This window comes from Shumkonia mesophila, assembly GCF_026163695.1.
Classification (GTDB): Bacteria; Pseudomonadota; Alphaproteobacteria; order Rhodospirillales; family Shumkoniaceae; genus Shumkonia; species Shumkonia mesophila.
In genome coordinates this window covers 400,529-418,000 of record NZ_JAOTID010000002.1, presented here as the reverse complement: position 1 = coordinate 418,000, position 17,472 = coordinate 400,529, and the positions used below count along the sequence as shown (strand labels likewise).

Sequence of the window (17,472 nt, the reverse complement as noted above, 5' to 3'; positions counted from 1 at the left end):
CATGGCGGAACTCGACGCCCGCGGACTGAACTGCCCGATGCCCATTCTCAAGGCGAAGAAGGCGCTCAAGGAGTTGGCGGCCGGCGACACCCTCAAGGTCGTGGCGACCGACCCCGGCTCGGTCAGCGACTTTTCCGCCTTCTGCCGGACAACCGGAAACGAGCTCGTCGAGCAGAGCGAAGAGAACGGCGTCTACACCTACGTCATCCGCAAATCCACCTGACATCGTCCCGGCCAACGAAGGGAACCGGCGGCGATCGGCAATCCTGTCCGCTGCCGCTCGGCATCCGGCAGGATGTCGAGATTGGGCCACAGGCCGGTCTCCAGCCCCCGCGCATACCCCTCCGGCAGGCCGCGCGTGCGCATCTTGCGGGCCTGGACGGCGTGATCGTAATCGAGGGATCGGTGCTCGACGGCAATGTCGCCGCCCTCCGGGCGCAGGACGCTGTACCAGCCGCGCGGCGTACCGTCGTTGGCCGGCATGCCGATGACGCCCGCGTTGTGCCACAGCCGGCCGCCGACGATGCGGCTGAACGGCAGGCCGCAATGCCCGGCGATCACCGCATCGGTCTCCTGCAGACGGCGGAATTCCTCGGCGACCTCGCCCTCGGGCGTCGAGGCGAAGAGAAAGCGGCTGATCTCGGAAACCCCGCCGTGGACGACCCGGAAGCGGCGCCCTGCCAGCCGGAAAGCGACCTGGCGCGGCAGGGTTCGCATCCACGCCTTGGCCCCGGCGTCGAGGTGGGCGACGGCATAAGCGAGCCATTGGCGCGACAGCACGTCGCAGGCGCTTCCCGAGGCGAAGCCGCATCCGCAGTCGGCGCCGTCCCCGGCCAACGATTCCTCGCAGTTGCCCATGACGGCAACGATGCCGGCGGCGCGCAGCAGATCGACCGTCGCCTGGGGATCGGCGCAATAGGCGCAGGCGTCGCCGGTGCAAAGGATGCGGGACGCCGGGATATCCAGCCGCACGGCCTCGGCAAGGACGGCGCGGGTGGCCTCCAGGTTCCCGTAGGGGCCGCCGAATACCAGGATCGGCGCTTCGAAGCCACCGATATCGAGGATGGGCCCGCCGGTCATCGGCGCGCTTCCGGTCAGGCCGGCTGAACGGCGCGGCGCGGCCGCAACGCGGCGACGAGCGCCCCCGCCACATAGCCGGCCGTGCAGATCAGCAACCCGAAGACGTTGACGCCAAGATCGTCGGCATAGCTGCCGGTTCCGATGTCGAGAGCGGCCGGAAGGATCTCGACCCCGGTCGCGCTTTCGACGGTCATCAGGACGCCAAGGACAAGGCCCGGCCAGAAAGCCAGGTGAAAGCTGAGACGGCCGGCCGGCCGTATCCACGCCAGCAGGAAGATCGGCGCCAGGCCCATCACCATGGTGCCGCTGATGGTCGTCGCCGCGATGACGGCCGGCCCCACCTGGCCGCCCAGATAGACGGCCAACAACGGCAGGTTGCCGAGAAGCGCGATGGCCAGCATCGCCTTGCGCCCGCGCGCCGAATGGCGTTCGGTGGGCGGCGCCTCGTCGTTGGACCAGTCGCGCGCCCCCACCTTGGCGGCCGAGGCGAAGGTCGAATCGAGCGTCGAGCCGGCGCTGGTCAGCATGATGGCGTTGAACACCAGCATCATCGGCAGCCCCAGCGCGGCGGGAACGGCGACGCTGGGATCGCCCGCGAGGCCCATGGCGCGGGCGTAAAGACCGACTCCTGAAAACAGCAGGATGAAGCCGCCCGACACCAGTCCGGCCAGCAGGAAGGCGCGCAGCATGACCCCCGGCCGGGTGACGAAGGCGCGATCGGTCATGACCGGATCGTGGAATCCGTAAGACAGGACCTGGACCAGGGCCAGACCGCCAAAAGTCAGCCCGGCGGCGTGGGAGGCCGGCCCGACCTCCGGCAATCCCGATGCCGCCAGCCCGGGGCCGACGGCGGCCAGCACCACCACCAGCAGGACGGCCGCCAGCAGCATCTGGGCGCCGTCGGTGATGAGGCTGGACCGCAAACCGCCGCGCCAGGAATAGTAGAGCGTGAATCCGGTGATGGCTGCCGCCGCCACCCAATAGGCGAGGCTGCCTTCGGGCCCGTAGTAAAGCGCGCCGACCTTGGTGTTGGACCACACCTCGTTGAACAGGCGGATGGCGATGGCGGCCAGGAACAGCTTGGCGCAGAACGGCCCGTACTTGGCGACCAGGAACGCCGGCAGCGAGCGGAAGCCGCCGCGGACGCGCAGAAAATAGACGGCGATACCGACGACGGCAAAGCTCAGGTAATAGAAGGCATAGCCGACGCCGCCGGCGATGCCGAACGCCGCGCTCAGGCCGGCGGCGTTGGAAATGGACTTGGCGAAGATCCAGGTGACGGCGGCGCTGGCCACCAGCAGCCACAACCCGGGCTCGCCGCCCTGGCTCGACCGGCCGTCGAAAAACTGCCCGGCGCTGACTTGGCGCGGCATGATCGCCCAGATCAGGGCGCCGTAGCCGGCCAGCACCAGCCAGACCAGCATCCCCACACTCGTCATGCCGCAATCCCCCTTCGGATGCCGTTGCTACCGTCGCTTCCCAGGTACGCAGGCACCCAGGCGAAGGCAAATTACAACCGCGTGATCGGGGGCGAGGAACGCTATCGGTCGTCCGACTTGAGCCAGCGGCGCAGCACCGAAGCCGCTTCGTCCGGATGATGCTCGACAATGTCGCCAACCGTCCGTTTCGAGGACGCGCGAACCCGCCCCCTGATGCGGCCGTCCCCCGGCGGGCCGGCGGCAACGGACGGCCGTTCGGTCGCGCCGGGAGGCGCCGGCGGAAGTTTGGGCGGCGCGATGCGGGGAGCGGGGCGGGAAGGGCGTCGCCGGAGAAGCACGACCGCCCCGCCCGCGACTACCACCAAGGCCAGCAGGCCGAAAATCAGGACTTCCGCCATGGCCACCCCCGTTCGGAAACGGCGCTCGATGATATCCTAGGCGATCTTCTCCCAGCGGCAGGCCAGGCCCAGTTCGCCCGCCGTGTTGTCGACGGTGGCCAGGCACGATGGCGCGCCGCCCTGCGGAATCCACACGTCGGCGGTGATGGAGTAGCGCTCCTCGCCGCCTTCGATGCCCTTCTGGGCGTTGAGGCGCACGACGTTGGCCTTGAACTGCACGAACACCTCGCACAGGCGGGCGATCAGCCCGGGCCGGTCGCCGCCGGTCACGGTGATGCGATGGGTGACCCGCCCCGAGGGCCCGTGCGTCGGGGCCATGCCGAACGGGCGCACCGCGATGTCGGCATCCGCCAGTTCGGGGATCGCCCTCAGGTCGCTCTCGACCGTGGCCAGATCGACGCCGTCGGGCAACCGGCAGATGGAGGTGAATTCGGCGCCGCCGCCCAGTACCGCGAACACGGTATCGCTCAGATTGCCCCCGAGGTCGAACAGGCGCCCGGCAACCGCCGCCACCAATCCCACGCGATCCGGACACAGAACCGAAATCAATACCGTTTTGGCCATGGCTCTCCCCACTGCGCTCGAAATGCCCGCCGTCCGTCGCCGGGGCGAATGGATTGGCCTTCCATAATGAAGCTTTCGCCCGGAAAGGAAAGGGGTCTCGGCAACCGTCGCCGGCCGGCAACGGGGCGGCTATCGATCGGTAATCTGCGTTAACCATTTCATGGTATCGTCTGTTGCCGATGGTGGCACGCAGCGGTTGCGGCGCCCCGGGAAAAGGACGAGCGATGATCGGAAGGACGGCGCGAACGTGGGGAGGGGCCCTGCTTCTGCTGGCCTGCGCCGCGCTTTCCGAGGCCCGCGCGGCGTCGGCGCCGGCGCAGGTTTACGAGCATCCGCAACGCAAGTATGCCGTCACCGTTCCGGCCGGCGCGCGCATCCGCGAGCCCGGCGACACGGTGGACATCGCCATCGACTCGGACAAGGGATACGGCGTCATCCTGCAGACCAGCGACGCCGGCCCCGACACCACCATCAGCGAAACGGCGGCCACCCTGGAAGCCGCCTATCTGGGGCCGGGCAAGCCGTGGGAGCGCAAGATCGGGCAGGAGGTTTCGCTGATCGCCGGCATGGTTGCCTTCAGCGGACAGTACGAAGGGCAGGGGGCGCGCTATCACGTCGTCATCACCCGCGGGCCGGTCAACGCCTATACCTTCATTTTCCGGGCGCGCAGCGAGGCCTTCGACACGCTGGAGCCCGAGTTCCACTGGATTCTGAACGCCTTCCGTCTGGCCCCCGGAGACATGCCGCCGACGCCGGCCGCGCCCGAGGCGGCCCGGCCGAAACCGGGCGTAGAACAGGCCGTCCTCGGCGCCGAGCCCTCCGTGCGCCGCTTCGCCGAGCACCGCCTGGGCTATGCCATCGAATACGATCCCGAGTGGGTCCTTGAACGGCCAACCGGCGAAGCCATCATGGTGAGCGGCCCCGAGGGGACGGACGCCTTCTATGCGACGGTCAGCATCCAGAACGTCGCCCCGCCCGACGCCGAAACCGCCGTCCAGGCGGCGTCGATGGCGATGGACCAGATCCGTGTGCAGTTCGAGAAACAGGCCAAGGACGTGATCTTCGAGCGCCAGGGCCCCTACGTCTATAAGCGGGACGAGGTGTTCCTCGTGGGCCAGGAATTCGCCGTCGCCTATTCGCAGGGCAAGCAGACCTACCGCCAGTGGTCGGTGGTGGTCCCCCGGCCGGAGGGGAAAGTCGCCTATATCTGGTCGTACCGGGCGCCGGCCGATCGGTTCGCCCGCCACATGAAGACGGCCGAACGAATTCTGGGATCGTGGGTCATCGCCAAGCCCGATCAGGACGCCGAGAGGCGCTAGGATGCCATCTCGCCCGACGCCGACGATATTCCGCGCCCTGCTGCTCGCGGCTGGGCTGGCGGCGACGGCCGCCTCGGCCGCCGCCCAGTCCCCGACAGGCGGTACGCTGCCGCCGGTCGATGACCTGGTCCGCTATTTCGACACCATCGTCTTCGGCTCCGAAATGGGCCCGGCCTACGCCAGCACGGTCATCGCCAAGTGGCCGGGAGACACCCTGACGGTCTCGCTCGAACAACGCGCCACGCCGGAGCACCTGGGCTTCGTCTCGGCCCATCTGGCGGCGCTGGGCCGCCTGACCGGAAAGAAGTTCAGCGGAACGAAGACGCCGGAGTCGGCCGCCATCCGCGTACTGTTCCTTAGGCGCAACGAGATGGCGGCCATCGGCGGCCCCAACGTTGATCCGCAGGCCATCCGCGAAGCCGCGGCGGCCGGCGGCTGTTATTTCCTGTCCTGGAAGCAGCCGGAAAGCCGCATTGTCAAGGCGATCGTCGTGGTGAACGTCGAGCGCGATCCGGCGCTCATCAACAGCTGCCTGCTTGAGGAACTGACCCAAAGCCTGGGCCTGCCCAACGACAGCGACGCGATGCGGCCGTCCATCTTCAGCGACCGCGACCATCTCTCCGAACTGTCGCCGCACGACGCCATCCTGGTGCGCACCCTGTACGATCCGCGCATGAAGGCGGGGCTGCCCAGGGCGGCGGCGCTTGGCGTCGCCAGGACGGTTATTTCCGAGCTGGCGGGTTCCGCAAGATCGTCCACATCTCATGGCCGAGGCGGATGATCCGCTCGGTTTCCGACCACAGCGTCAGGCCGGCCAGGTCGTCCAGCGAGAACCAGCCGACGGCGGCGGCATCGTCGCCGGCAACGGCGGCATCGCCGTCGGATTGGGCGACGACGTCGACGAGGGTGTAATGGTAGCGGATCCGGCCATCGGGATCGCGATGGATGGAATCGATGACATCGACGACGCCCAGCACCTCGATGTCGAGGCCGGTTTCCTCGCGCACCTCGCGGCACGCCGCCTCGAACACCGTTTCGCCGACCATCTGGGCGCCGCCCGGCAGGCTCCAATCGCCGGCCTTGGGCGGATTGCCGCGACGGGCCAGCAGAACCCGGCCCCCGTTAAGAACCACGGCGCCGACGCCGACGAATGGACGGTCCGGATATTCACGGCTCATGGAAATCGACCGAAAAGCGGATGGCGAATTGTGACTGTCGCCGGCGACACTAGAAGTGTAACGTGATTTCGGCAATCCCCAAGGGGCGAGGCCGCGATGGCGCAGGACAAGGTTCTCGAACGCAAGGTCTTCCAGGCCGGGGAAATCATCTTCAAGGAAGGCGACGAGGGTCTTCGCGCCTATGTCGTGCAGGCTGGCGGGGTCGAGATTTACAAGGTCAAGGACGGCAAGCGGGTGGTGCTCGGCGTCGTCGGCCCGGGCGGTATTTTCGGCGAGATGGCGCTGATCGACGACGTGCCGCGCATGGCCTATGCCGCCGCCGTCGACGTCACCACCGTCATCCTGATTTCGCGCCAGATGCTGGAAGAGAAGCTGGCCAAAGCCGACCCCTTCCTGCGCGGCCTGATCAACGTCTTCGCCGGCAACCTGCGCTCGATCGCGCAGCGCGCCATCGTCGACGACCTGCCGCATCCCGGCAAATCGGCGCGCCCCGACGGTTGAACCGCCGCCGGACGCGGCGGACAACGCCGATCACCCTTCGCGACGGTTGTCCCCATTGCCTTTCCCATCCGTCTGTACGATGGTGAAGCCGCAAACCCAACCTCTGGAACTCAACGAGAAATGGTCCCCGAAGACGAAAAACCGGCAGAGCCGGCAGACGATGGCTCCAAGGGCTCGGGCAAAAAGAGCCTGAGCGCCAAATTGCGCGCCTATTTCTTCGCGGGAATCCTGGTCACCGCGCCCATTTCGATCACCGTCTATTTGGCCTGGATCTTTATCCACTTCGTCGACCTCAAGGTCACCAGGCTCATCCCCGCCCACTACAACCCCGAGACCTATCTGCCGTTCGCGACGCCGGGCCTGGGGCTGCTGATCGTGGTGACCGCGCTGACCCTGATCGGCTGGCTCGCCGCCAGCTTCCTGGGGCGCTACTTCCATCGGCTGATCGACCACCTGTTGGCCAAGGTTCCGGTCGTGCGCAATGTCTACGGCACGGTCAAGCAGATCTTCGAGACGGTTCTCGCCCAACGGTCCGGCGCCTTCCGCGAGGCCGTTCTTGTCGAATATCCGCGGCGCGGCATGTGGGCGGTCGGCTTCATCACCGGCCGCACCGAAGGCGAGATTCAGAACCTCACCGAAGACGAGACGATCAACGTCTTCCTGCCGACGACGCCCAACCCGACCTCGGGCTTTCTGCTGTTCGTGCCCAAGAGCGACCTGGTGCGCCTCAACATGTCGGTGGAGGAGGCGATCAAGATGGTGATCTCGGGCGGCATCGTCACGCCGCCGGATCGCCGCAGCCCGGAAGAGAAGGTGAAACCCAAGGTTTCCGCGGCAACCTACGAAGAGGTCGACATCCTGCGCGAGCGGGACGGCATCCCGGTGCTGGTGTCGCGGAAGGAATAGGCGGGGAACCGGCCGGCCGGACGGACTTGGCCGCCGCGATGCGCCGCCGTGGAGCGTCCTGGAATGACCCTGACCGAACAGCTGATCCGCTATGTCCGCGCCAAGCCGATTGACGAAGCCGACCTTCGCGCGGCCGCCCTTTACGTTCTCGACGCCATCGCCAACGCCGTCGCCGGGCGCGCCTCGGGGCCGGGCCGCATCATGGCCGACTGGGCGGCGCAAGCCGGCCGGGACGCCGGGCGCGAGGCCTTTTTCCTGGGCGGCATCATCCACTCGCTCGAAACCGACGACCTGCACCGCGCCTCGGTGGTCCATCCGGGCTGTGCCGTGGTGCCTGTGATCGTCGCCCTCGGCCGGCGGAACGGCATGGCCGGCCGTGCCCTGCTGACCGCCACCCTGCGCGGCTTCGAGGCCTGCTGCCGCGTCGGCATGGCGGTCGGTCCCGCCCACTACCGGATCTGGCACAACACCGCCACCTGCGGCCCCTACGGCTCGGCGATGGCGGCGGCCGATCTGCTGGGGCTCGACGACGGAAAGGCCATGCACGCGCTCGGCAACGCCGGCACCCAGTCGGCCGGCCTTTGGCAATTCCTCGACACCGGAGCGATGAGCAAGCACCTGCACGCCGGACGCGCCGCCGAAGCCGGCCTCGTCGCCGCCGAACTGGCGGCCCGGGGCTTCACCGGGGCACCGGCCATCCTCGAGGGCGCCAAGGGCTTTTTCGCCGGGGCCTGCCCGGACGCCCGGCCGGAAGCCCTGCTGGCCAACCCCGACGATCCCTGGCAGCTCCGCCAGACTTCGATCAAGCCATGGCCGTCCTGCCGGCACACCCATCCCCTTGTCGATGCCGCGCTGGAGGCGCACGCCGCCCTGCGCGGCCGCTCCATCGCCGCCGTCACCGTCACCACCTATCCGGCGGCGCTCGCCGTCTGCGACCGTCCGCGCCCGGAGTCGGAATACGAGGCCAAGTTCTCGCTCTACCATTGCGCCGCCGCGGCGCTGGGCGACGGCGAGGTCGGCTTCGGCTCGTTCGATGAAGAGGCGCGCCGGCGGCTGGCCGGCCTCAGCGACAAGGTGACGGTAAGGGTGGGAGAACCCTTCGCCTCCAACTACCCGAAAGCCTGGGGAACCCGTGTCGAGATCCAAACGGCAGACGGCGGCCTTGTGGCGGCCGAACGCCTGGTCTGCAAGGGCGACCCCGAGATGCCGCTGGACGCCGCGCAGATGGTGGCCAAGGCCGGCCACCTGATGGCCTTCGGCGGCCTGGAGGACAAGGCGGCGCGCACGCTGATCGACGGCATCCTGGCCATGGCCGACGACGGGCCGCTGCCGAAAATCGATGAGAGTTGAGCCTCAGTAGGCCTTCTTGTCGGACTTGGCCGTCCAGCCGTCGAATACCTCGAGGGCCTCCCCTCCCAGCAGGCGAACCATGGGAAGCGAGCGCTTTTCGGGAGGGGCCGCGATTTCCTCGTAGAGAAGGGCATCGTCGAAGCCGATGGCGGCGGCATCGGCCCGGCCGTTGGCGTAGTACACGCACTTAAGGCGTGCCCAATAGATGGCGGCCAGGCACATGGGGCAGGGTTCGCAACTGGTGTAGATCACGGCGCCGCCGAGGTCGTGCGTCCTTAAGTTCCGGCCCGCCGCACGGATGGCCATCACCTCGGCATGGGCCGTCGGATCGTTGGCCGAGGTGACCTCGTTCCAGCCTTCGCCGACGATGGCGCCGTCCTTGACGACCACCGCGCCGAACGGCCCGCCGTGCCCGGCCTCCATGTGCGCCCGGCTGAGTGCGATGGCGCGGCGCATGAAATCCTCATGGGTCATCGTACTTCGTTCCTTTCTCATCCCGAACGCAGGAAGCGCACGGCGGCGTCGCGTTCGAACAGGTAGAGCAGCGTGCGCAGCGCCTGGCCGCGCGCCGATTCAAGCTCGGGGTCGCGCTCGAGGATCATCCTGGCGTCATCGCGCGCCACCGCCAGCAGGTCGGCGTGCGCCGCCAGGTCGGCGACGCGGAATTCGGGCAGGCCGCTCTGGCGGGTGCCCAGCAACTCGCCGGCCCCGCGCAGCCTTAAGTCCTCCTCGGCGATGCGAAAGCCGTCGTCGGTCTCGCGCATGATGGCCAGGCGGGCCCGCGCGGTTTCGGAGAGGGGGGCGGCATAGAGCAGCAGGCAGGTCGACGCCTTGCTTCCCCGCCCGATGCGGCCGCGCAGCTGATGAAGCTGGGCCAGGCCGAAGCGTTCGGCGTGCTCGATGACCATCACCGTGGCGTCGGGTACGTCGACGCCGACCTCGATCACCGTGGTGGCGACCAGCACGGAGGGCGGCCCTTCGGCGAAGGCCTGCATGGCGGCGTCCTTGTCGGTCCCCTTCATCCGCCCGTGCACCAGCCCGACCCGTTCGCCCAGCGCGTGGCGCAGGAAATCGTGGCGTTCCTCGGCCGCCGCCACGTCGAGGACTTCCGATTCCTCGACCAGCGGACACACCCAGTACACCTTGGCGCCGCCCGCCAGCGAGCGCGACACGCCGGCCACCACGTCTTCCAGCCGCTCGATCGGCAGCACCCGGGTATCGATGGGCTGGCGGCCGGCCGGCTTTTCGGTCAGGCGCGACACGTCCATGTCGCCATAGGCGGTCAGCATGAGGGTGCGCGGGATCGGCGTCGCCGTCATCACCAGGACGTCGACGCCCCGGCCCTTGGCGGCCAGCGTCAGGCGCTGATGGACGCCGAAACGGTGCTGTTCGTCGATCACGGCAAGGGCCAGATCATGAAATTCGACGCCTTCCTGGAAGAGGGCATGGGTACCGACGGCCAGATCGATGCCGCCGTCCGCCAAGGCTTCCATCAGGGCGGCGCGGGCCTTGCCCTTCTCGCGCCCGGTCAGCAGGCCCACGCGGATGCCGGCGGCGGCGGCCAGCGGCTCGATGGTGGCCATATGCTGGCGGGCCAGGATCTCGGTCGGCGCCATCAGCACGGCCTGGCCGCCGGCCTCCGCCGCCGCCAGCATGGCCAGGAGCGCCACCACCGTCTTGCCGCTGCCGACGTCGCCCTGCACCAGGCGCAGCATGCGGGTCGGCGCCGCCATGTCGGCGACGATTTCGCCCAGCGCCACGCGCTGCGAGGCGGTCAATTCGAAGGGCAGGGCGGCTTCAACCTTTGCCCGCAGCCGCCCGTCGCCGGCGATGGCGCGGCCGGGAAGCCGGCGCATGTTGAGCCGTACCAGGGCCAGCGCCAACTGGTTGGCCAGCAACTCGTCGTAGGCAAGGCGGGCGCGGGCCGGCGCCATCGGTTCCAGCGCCGCCGGGCCGTCCGGCCGGTGGGCGGCGGCAAGGGAATCGCGCCAGGCGCCCCAGCCGCGCTGCCTGGCCAGGGGCGGGTCGATCCATTCCCCCGGGAAATCCGGCGCCAGGTCGAGGGCGGCGGCCATCGCCTTGGCCAGCACCTTGAGCGTCAGGCCCGCCGTCAGCGGATAGACCGGCTCGACCGTCTGCAGGCGTTCCAGCTCGTCCGGCGTGCCGATGTGATCCGGATGGGTCATCTGGATCTCGCGGCCGAAATGCTCGACCTTGCCGCTGACGACGCGGACCTCGCCCTCGGGCAGGGTCTTGCGCAGATAGTCGGCGTGGGCGTGAAAGAAGACCAGCGCGAGGGTTCCGGTGTCGTCCGCCGCATACACCTTATAAGGGAGGCGCGGGTTGCCGGGCTTCACGTGACGCTCGACGCGCACCGTCATGGTGGCGATCTCGCCCGGGCGGGCCTCGGCCACCTTGGGCGCGTAGCGGCGGTCGATGAGGCCGCTCGGCAGATGCCAGTAGAGGTCGACGACGCGCCCGCCGGCCATCGTCTCGATGGCCTTGGCCAAACGCGGTCCCACCCCGGGAAGCGAGGTGACGGGCTTGAACAGCGGAAACAGGATCTCCGGGCGCATGCTTCCCATTCGTGCAGGCTGACAGGACCGGCGCAAGGGGTTATATCCTACGGTAGCCGACGGAGGACACAATGCCCGAATCGCCCGACATCCGCCGAAAGCGCCTCCTGTTCCGCAGTCGCCAGCGCGGCATGCTGGAAACCAGCCTGCTGCTGCGCGCCTTCGCCGACCGCTATCTGGCCGAACTCGACGGCGGCCAGCTCGATGGCTTCGAGGCCCTGCTGGAGGCCAACGACAACGACCTTCTCGATTGGGTGGTCGGCAAGAAGGCGGTGCCGGCGACCATCGACGGCGCCCTTGTAGATCTTATAAAGAACTTTAGAAAAAACATTTAGTCTGTTGAAAAATTTACTAGAAAAACTCAAATCCCAAGGCCGTCTTCAGGTCTGGGGCGCTCCCCAGGGATACGACGCGCGGATTCTCGCGGAACTGGCGGCGGGCGGGCTCGACATCCTGTTCATCGCTCGCGACGACGTCCGTTTGGCCCAGACCTCGGAAGCGGTGGCCTTTTTCGCGCCCGACGTCGAGCGGCTGGAGTTCCCGGCCTGGGATTGCCTGCCTTACGATCGCGTTTCGCCGAACGCCCAGATCGTCAGCCGCCGCATCGACACGCTGACCCGGCTTCTGACCGGCCGACCGAGCCCGGCTCAAGCCCGCATCGTGCTGACAACGGTTTCGGCCATCCTGCAACGAGTGCCCCCGCGCGAGGCTTTTGCCGGCGCCACGCTGACCATCGCCGCCGGCGGGCGTCTCGATCCCGGCGCGGTGACGGATTTCCTCGTCCGCCACGGCTTCGGGCGCTCGGAAACGGTGATGGAGCCGGGCGAGTTCGCGGTGCGCGGCGGCATCGTCGACGTTTTTCCGCCGGGCCTCGACATGCCGGTGCGCCTCGACTTCTTCGGCGACGAACTGGAAGGCATCCGGACCTTCGAGCCGACCTCGCAGCGATCCACCGGCAAGCTCGAAGCCACCGTGCTGAAGCCGGTGAGCGAGGTGCCCCTGGACAAGGAGGCCATCCAGCGTTTCCGCACCGGCTATCGCGAACTGATCGGCGCCGCCATTCACGACGACGCCTTGTACGAGGCGGTGTCGGAGGGCCGGCGCCATATCGGCATGGAACACTGGCTGCCGCTGTTTTATGGCCGGCTGGAAACGCTGTTCGACTACCTGCCGGCCGGCGCCGTCATCCTCGACCACCAGGCCGAGGAAGCCCGCGATGCCCGTCTCGATCTGATCGACGAATACTACCTGACCCGCCGGAGCATCGCCGACGGCAAACTGGCGGCCACGGCCACCCCCTACAACCCGGTGCCGTCCGAACGCCTTTACCTTGACGCCGCGGAATGGCGCACTCTCCTCGTCGAGAAACCCCTGGCCACCCTGTCGCCCTTCGCCGGCCCGGTATCCGAAGACAGCCCCGATGCCGGCGGCCGCCCGGGCCGCGATTTCAGCGATGCCCGCGTGCGGCCCGACGTCAACGTCTTCGACGACATCCGCGACCATGCGAAAGCCGAGATGCGGGGCGGGCGGCGGGTCGTCATCGCCGCCTTCTCGGCAGGCTCGCGCGACCGCCTGGGCTCGCTGCTCAAGGAACATGGCCTGGATGCCCTCAGCCCGGCCGAAACCTGGGCCGAGGTAAGCACGCTCGGCGCCGACCGCGTGGCCATGGCGGTGCTCGGCATCGAGCGCGGGTTCGCCGGGCCGGACGCCGTCTTCATCAGCGAGCAGGACATCCTGGGCGAACGGATGAACCGGCCGAGCCGGCGCAAGATCCGGCCCGAAAACGTCATCGCCGACGCCACCGCCTTGAGCGAGGGCGACTTGGTGGTGCACGTCGACCACGGCATCGGCCGCTACGACGGGCTCACCACCATCGAGGTCGGCGGCGCCCCGCACGATTGCCTGCGCATTCTCTACGACGGCGGCGACAAGCTGTTCCTGCCGGTCGAGAACATCGAGGTGCTGAGCCGCTATGGCTCCGACCAGACCGACGCCCAGTTGGACCGGCTGGGCGGCGCCGCCTGGCAGGCCCGCAAGGCCCGCCTCAAGCAGCGCATCCGCGACATGGCGGAAAAGCTGATCGGCGTGGCGGCCGCCCGGCAACTGCGCCCGGCCCCGGTGCTGGCGCCGCCGGAAGGCTTGTTCGAGGAATTCTGCGCCCGCTTCCCCTATACCGAGACCGAGGACCAGTACCGCGCCATCCAAGACACCCTGGGCGATCTGGCGCGCGGCATTCCGGCCGACCGCCTGATCTGCGGCGACGTCGGCTTCGGCAAGACCGAGGTGGCGCTGCGCGCCGCCTTCGTATCCGTGCTGTCGGGCCGACAGGTCGCCGTGGTGGTGCCGACGACGTTGCTGTGCCGCCAGCATTTCCAGACCTTCCGCGCGCGTTTCGCCGACTATCCGGTGCGCGTCGAGCAGCTGTCGCGGCTGGTCCCCGCCGCCACCGCCAAGCGCACCAAGGAGGAGCTGGCCAAGGGAACGGTGGACATCATCATCGGCACCCATGCGTTGCTCGCCAAATCCATCGCCTTTAGCGACCTCGGCCTGCTGGTGGTCGACGAGGAACAGCATTTCGGCGTCGCCCACAAGGAACGCCTGAAACAGATCAAGTCGGACGTCCATGTCCTGACGCTCAGCGCCACGCCGATTCCGCGCACCCTGCAAATGGCGCTGACGGGCGTGCGCGAGTTGAGCCTGATCGCCACGCCGCCGGTCGACCGCCTGGCGGTGCGCACCTTCGTCCTGCCCTACGATCCGGTGATCATCCGCGAGGCCATCCTGCGCGAGCGATACCGCGGCGGTCAGACCTTCTACGTGTGCCCGCGCATCGAAGACCTGGAAGGGGTCAGCGAGGCCCTGGCCAAGCTGGTGCCCGAGGTCAACGTCATCCTCGCCCACGGCAAGATGACGCCGAGCGAGCTCGAAGCGCGCGTCGCCACCTTCTACGACGGCAAAGCCGACATCCTGCTGTCCACCAACATCATCGAATCCGGCCTCGACCTGCCGTCGGTCAACACCATCATCATCCACCGCGCCGACCGCTTCGGCCTGGCCCAGCTCTATCAGCTGCGCGGCCGGGTCGGCCGCTCCAAGGTGCGCGCCTACGCCTACCTGACGCTGCCGCCGCGCCAGAAGCTGACACCCGCCGCCGAGAAACGTCTGGAGGTCATGCAGACCCTCGATTCCCTGGGCGCCGGTTTCTCGCTGGCCAGCCACGACCTCGACATCCGGGGCGCCGGCAACCTGCTGGGCGAGGAGCAGTCGGGCCACATCCGCGAGGTCGGCGTCGAGCTTTACCAGCAGATGCTGGAAGAGGCGGTGGCCGAGGCCCGGGGCGCCGGGGAGGGGGACCTGGCCGATACCGAGTGGAGCCCGCAGGTCGGCCTCGGCATGGCGGTGCTGATCCCGGAAAGCTATGTCGCCGACCTCGGGGTCAGACTCAGCCTGTACCGGCGGATCGCGCGCCTGGCCGACGCCGCCGAGATCGACGCCCTGGCTGCCGAGATGATCGACCGTTTCGGGCCGCTGCCGGCCGAGGTCGACAACCTGTTGCAGACGGTGGCGGTCAAGTGCCTGTGCCGGCAGGCCGGTGTTTCCAAGGTCGAGGCCGGCCCGCGCGGCGCCGTGCTGTCGTTCCGCAACGACTCCTTCGCCAACCCCGAGGGGATGGTGCGCTTTCTCACCCAGCAGGTCGGCACGGCAAAGCTGCGTCCCGACCAAAAGCTGGTCTACATTCGCAGCTGGGACGACGTCACGGCCCGCCTGAAAGGCGTCTCGTGGCTGATGAAGGAACTGGCCGCCGTCGCGGCGGCAAAAAACTAGCGGCGCGTGGCCGCCCCATTCAGGAGGAACCCCGTCCGAACGGCGGGTTTCGGCAACAGCGGAGAAAAGGCCGATGGAGTTCAAGATCAAGTTCTGCGGCGCCGCCCGTACGGTGACCGGCTCGTGCTACCACGTCTCGGTTCCGGGGTTCCGCTTCCTGGTGGACTGCGGGATGTTCCAGGGCACCAAGACCATCCGCGAACTCAACTATGGCGACTTCCCGTTCGACGCCAAGGCCGTTGACGCCGTCTTCCTGACCCATGCCCACATCGACCATACGGGCCTTTTGCCCAAGCTGCTGAAGAGCGGCTTCGACGGGCCGGTCTTCGCCACCGAGGCGACGCGCGACCTTCTGACCTACATGCTGCCCGATTCCGGCCACATCCAGGAATTCGAGGTGAAGCGGATCAACCAGCGCAACCGGCGCCGCGACCTGCCGCCCGTCTTTCCCATCTACACCAAGGAGGACGGGGCGCGGGCGGCCGAGGGCATCCGCTATGTGCCGCTTGAGGAATGGTTCGATGGCGGTCCCGGGGTGCGGGTCCGCTTCTGGAACGCCGGCCACATCCTCGGTTCCGCCTCCATCGAGTTCGAACTGGCGGCGGGCAAGGGAAACGGCAGCGCCAAGCGGATTCTCTTCTCGGGCGACGTCGGACCCGACCAAAAGACCCTGCAATCCAATCCGCAAGGCCCGAAGGACCTGGACTACCTGGTGGTCGAAAGCACCTATGGCGACCGCGACCGCTCCGACCTGTCGCCGGAGGCCCGCCGTGGCGCCTTGAAGGCCGAGATCGACGCGGCGGTCAAGAGCGGCGGCAACATCCTGATCCCGGCCTTCGCGGTCGAGCGCACCCAGGAACTGCTGTTCGACCTCGGCATGCTGATGGACGAGGGCCAGATCCCCCAGATCCAGATCTATCTCGACTCGCCCCTGGCGATCCGCGCCACCGAGGTGTTCGAGAAGCACAGCGGCCATCTGGAAGGCATCAACGGGACCGTCAATCCGTTCCGCCATCCTTCCATCCGCTTCATCCAAAGCGTCGACGAAAGCATGGCGCTGGAGGCCGTCCGCTCGGGGGCCATCATCATGGCGGCCAGCGGCATGTGCGACGCCGGCCGCATCCGCCACCATCTCCTGAACAACCTCAGCAACCCCAAGGCCACCGTACTTTTCGTCGGCTACCAGGCGCCCGGCACCCTGGGCAGCCTGATCCTGGACGGCGCCAAGAAGGTGCGCATCCATGGCCAGGAAGTGTCGGTGAAGGCGCGCATCCGCTCGGTCGACTTCTATTCCGCCCATGCCGACCGCGAGCAGATCGTCGACTGGATCCGCGCGCGCCTGCCGGTCGCCGGCGGCATTTTCCTCAGCCATGGCGAGCAGTCGGTCATCGAGGCGCTGCGCAGCCGCCTGATCAAGGCCCAGTTCGACCCGAACCTGGTGTTCGTTCCGCAACTGGACGAGGTCTTCGACCTTGCCATCGACGGCGCCCCGAAACGCCATCTGGACCGCCCGCGCCTCGATCCGGCGAGCGTCAGCGAAACCGCGACGTCGGACTGGCACAACGACTATGCGGCGCTGTTGCTCGAACTCGCCAACGACCTTCGGACGCTGCCGGACGTGGAAACCCGCCGGCGCCTGCTCGTCGACCTGCGGCGCACCCTGAAAGGCGGGGAACGGGCGGCCTAGGAGGAACAGGTGGCGTTTTCGGCCGTCACCGCCGCCGCATCGATCAGGCGGGCCAGCACCTGCGCCTCGTGGGCGCCGGAGATGATCATCGAGCCGTTGAAGACGAACGACGGGACGCTGTTGATTCCCATGCGGTGGGCACGGGCGTTTTCCTCGTAGACGAAGGCGACGTCCTCGTAGCCGGTGAGGTAGGCGGTCAGCGCCTTTTCCTCCAGGCCGAGCGCGCCTCCGATGGCGAGCAGGGCGTCGGTTTCGCCGATGTTCCTGCCGTTGATGAAGTAGTTGAAGAACAGGGCCTCGACAGCCGCCTCGCCGCGCCCGGCGCGGGCGGCGAACTGCACCAGCCGATGGGAGTTGACCGAATTGGGAGTGGTGCGGATGCGATCGAACGCGAAATCGATATCGACGGACTGGCCGGCGTCGGCGATTGCGCCGTAAACGCGCCGCACGCGGGATTCGCTGCCGAATTTGCGCACCAGATAGGTCCCGCGCTCCATGCCGCCGTACGGCATGTCGGGATTGAGCAGGAACGGCCACCAGCCGAGTTCCACCTTCACATGGGGACGCGAGCGCAAGGCCGCCTCCATGCGGCGCTTTCCGACGTAGCACCACGGACAAACGGTATCGAAGATCACGTCGATCCGCATGG

The 17,472-nt window shown here is 68.0% G+C and carries 17 protein-coding genes; 9 read left to right on the top strand and 8 right to left on the bottom strand.

The window, feature by feature from the left end; all coding sequences use genetic code 11:
• Position 1 precedes the first annotated feature (1 nt).
• Positions 2 to 223, top strand: a complete 222-nt coding sequence (locus ODR01_RS05315) for a sulfurtransferase TusA family protein (protein WP_316976569.1) — start codon at positions 2 to 4, stop codon at positions 221 to 223.
• Here ODR01_RS05315 and ODR01_RS05310 read toward each other — a convergent pair.
• The 4 genes from ODR01_RS05310 to ODR01_RS05295 form a co-directional block, all read right to left on the bottom strand.
• Positions 199 to 1,080 carry a metallophosphoesterase family protein gene (locus tag ODR01_RS05310; protein WP_316976568.1) on the bottom strand — a complete coding sequence of 294 codons (882 nt, stop codon included), beginning with the start codon at positions 1,078 to 1,080 and terminating at the stop codon, positions 199 to 201. The genes ODR01_RS05315 and ODR01_RS05310 overlap by 25 nt on opposite strands.
• A gap of 14 nt (positions 1,081 to 1,094) precedes the next feature.
• The gene (locus ODR01_RS05305) at positions 1,095 to 2,519 is read right to left on the bottom strand and encodes a hypothetical protein (RefSeq protein ID WP_316976567.1); all 1,425 of its coding nucleotides are present in this window, start codon (positions 2,517 to 2,519) and stop codon (positions 1,095 to 1,097) included.
• 101 nt (positions 2,520 to 2,620) lie between these two features.
• Positions 2,621 to 2,917 carry a hypothetical protein gene (locus tag ODR01_RS05300; protein ID WP_316976566.1) on the bottom strand — a complete coding sequence of 99 codons (297 nt, stop codon included), beginning with the start codon at positions 2,915 to 2,917 and terminating at the stop codon, positions 2,621 to 2,623.
• 36 nt (positions 2,918 to 2,953) lie between these two features.
• Positions 2,954 to 3,481, bottom strand: coding sequence for a glycine cleavage system protein R (locus ODR01_RS05295; protein ID WP_316976565.1), 528 nt, complete (start codon positions 3,479 to 3,481; stop codon positions 2,954 to 2,956).
• Positions 3,482 to 3,705: 224 nt separating this feature from the next.
• On the opposite strand from ODR01_RS05295, the gene ODR01_RS05290 reads away from it, so the two are divergent.
• Positions 3,706 to 4,800, top strand: coding sequence for a hypothetical protein (locus tag ODR01_RS05290; RefSeq protein WP_316976564.1), 1,095 nt, complete (start codon positions 3,706 to 3,708; stop codon positions 4,798 to 4,800).
• A 1-nt stretch (position 4,801) separates the two neighbouring features.
• Complete coding sequence (locus ODR01_RS05285; protein WP_316976563.1) at positions 4,802 to 5,581, top strand: DUF2927 domain-containing protein; 780 nt, start codon at positions 4,802 to 4,804, stop codon at positions 5,579 to 5,581.
• On the opposite strand, the gene ODR01_RS05280 is transcribed toward ODR01_RS05285, so the two are convergent.
• Positions 5,523 to 5,978, bottom strand: a complete 456-nt coding sequence (locus ODR01_RS05280) for an NUDIX hydrolase (RefSeq protein ID WP_316976562.1) — start codon at positions 5,976 to 5,978, stop codon at positions 5,523 to 5,525. The two genes, ODR01_RS05285 and ODR01_RS05280, sit on opposite strands and share 59 nt — an antisense overlap.
• Before the next feature lie 96 nt (positions 5,979 to 6,074).
• Between ODR01_RS05280 and ODR01_RS05275 the strand changes: the two genes are divergently transcribed.
• From ODR01_RS05275 to ODR01_RS05265, 3 genes are all read left to right on the top strand, one after another.
• On the top strand, positions 6,075 to 6,479 hold the full coding sequence (locus ODR01_RS05275; RefSeq protein ID WP_316976561.1) for a Crp/Fnr family transcriptional regulator: 405 nt from the start codon (positions 6,075 to 6,077) through the stop codon (positions 6,477 to 6,479).
• Positions 6,480 to 6,599: 120 nt separating this feature from the next.
• Complete coding sequence (locus ODR01_RS05270; RefSeq protein ID WP_316976560.1) at positions 6,600 to 7,385, top strand: DUF502 domain-containing protein; 786 nt, start codon at positions 6,600 to 6,602, stop codon at positions 7,383 to 7,385.
• Positions 7,386 to 7,448: 63 nt separating this feature from the next.
• Positions 7,449 to 8,735 (top strand): MmgE/PrpD family protein, encoded by a 1,287-nt coding sequence (locus ODR01_RS05265; protein WP_316976559.1) that lies wholly within the window; start codon positions 7,449 to 7,451, stop codon positions 8,733 to 8,735.
• Positions 8,736 to 8,738: 3 nt separating this feature from the next.
• On the opposite strand, the gene ODR01_RS05260 is transcribed toward ODR01_RS05265, so the two are convergent.
• Positions 8,739 to 9,209 carry a nucleoside deaminase gene (locus tag ODR01_RS05260; protein ID WP_316976558.1) on the bottom strand — a complete coding sequence of 157 codons (471 nt, stop codon included), beginning with the start codon at positions 9,207 to 9,209 and terminating at the stop codon, positions 8,739 to 8,741.
• Positions 9,210 to 9,226: 17 nt separating this feature from the next.
• Positions 9,227 to 11,311 carry an ATP-dependent DNA helicase RecG gene (gene recG / locus ODR01_RS05255; protein ID WP_316976557.1) on the bottom strand — a complete coding sequence of 695 codons (2,085 nt, stop codon included), beginning with the start codon at positions 11,309 to 11,311 and terminating at the stop codon, positions 9,227 to 9,229.
• Positions 11,312 to 11,382: 71 nt separating this feature from the next.
• On the opposite strand from recG, the gene ODR01_RS05250 reads away from it, so the two are divergent.
• The 3 genes from ODR01_RS05250 (at position 11,383) to ODR01_RS05240 (ending at position 16,823) form a co-directional block, all read left to right on the top strand.
• Positions 11,383 to 11,646: an FAD assembly factor SdhE gene (locus ODR01_RS05250; RefSeq protein WP_316976556.1), complete on the top strand. Its 264-nt coding sequence runs from the start codon at positions 11,383 to 11,385 to the stop codon at positions 11,644 to 11,646.
• 4 nt (positions 11,647 to 11,650) lie between these two features.
• Entirely contained in the window at positions 11,651 to 15,136 is a 3,486-nt protein-coding gene (gene mfd, locus ODR01_RS05245; RefSeq protein WP_316976555.1) for a transcription-repair coupling factor, read from the top strand.
• A gap of 73 nt (positions 15,137 to 15,209) precedes the next feature.
• Complete coding sequence (locus tag ODR01_RS05240) at positions 15,210 to 16,823, top strand: MBL fold metallo-hydrolase (protein WP_316976554.1); 1,614 nt, start codon at positions 15,210 to 15,212, stop codon at positions 16,821 to 16,823.
• Here the strand turns inward: ODR01_RS05240 and ODR01_RS05235 are convergent.
• Positions 16,820 to 17,470 carry a DsbA family oxidoreductase gene (locus tag ODR01_RS05235; protein WP_316976553.1) on the bottom strand — a complete coding sequence of 217 codons (651 nt, stop codon included), beginning with the start codon at positions 17,468 to 17,470 and terminating at the stop codon, positions 16,820 to 16,822. The genes ODR01_RS05240 and ODR01_RS05235 overlap by 4 nt on opposite strands.
• Positions 17,471 to 17,472 lie beyond the last annotated feature (2 nt).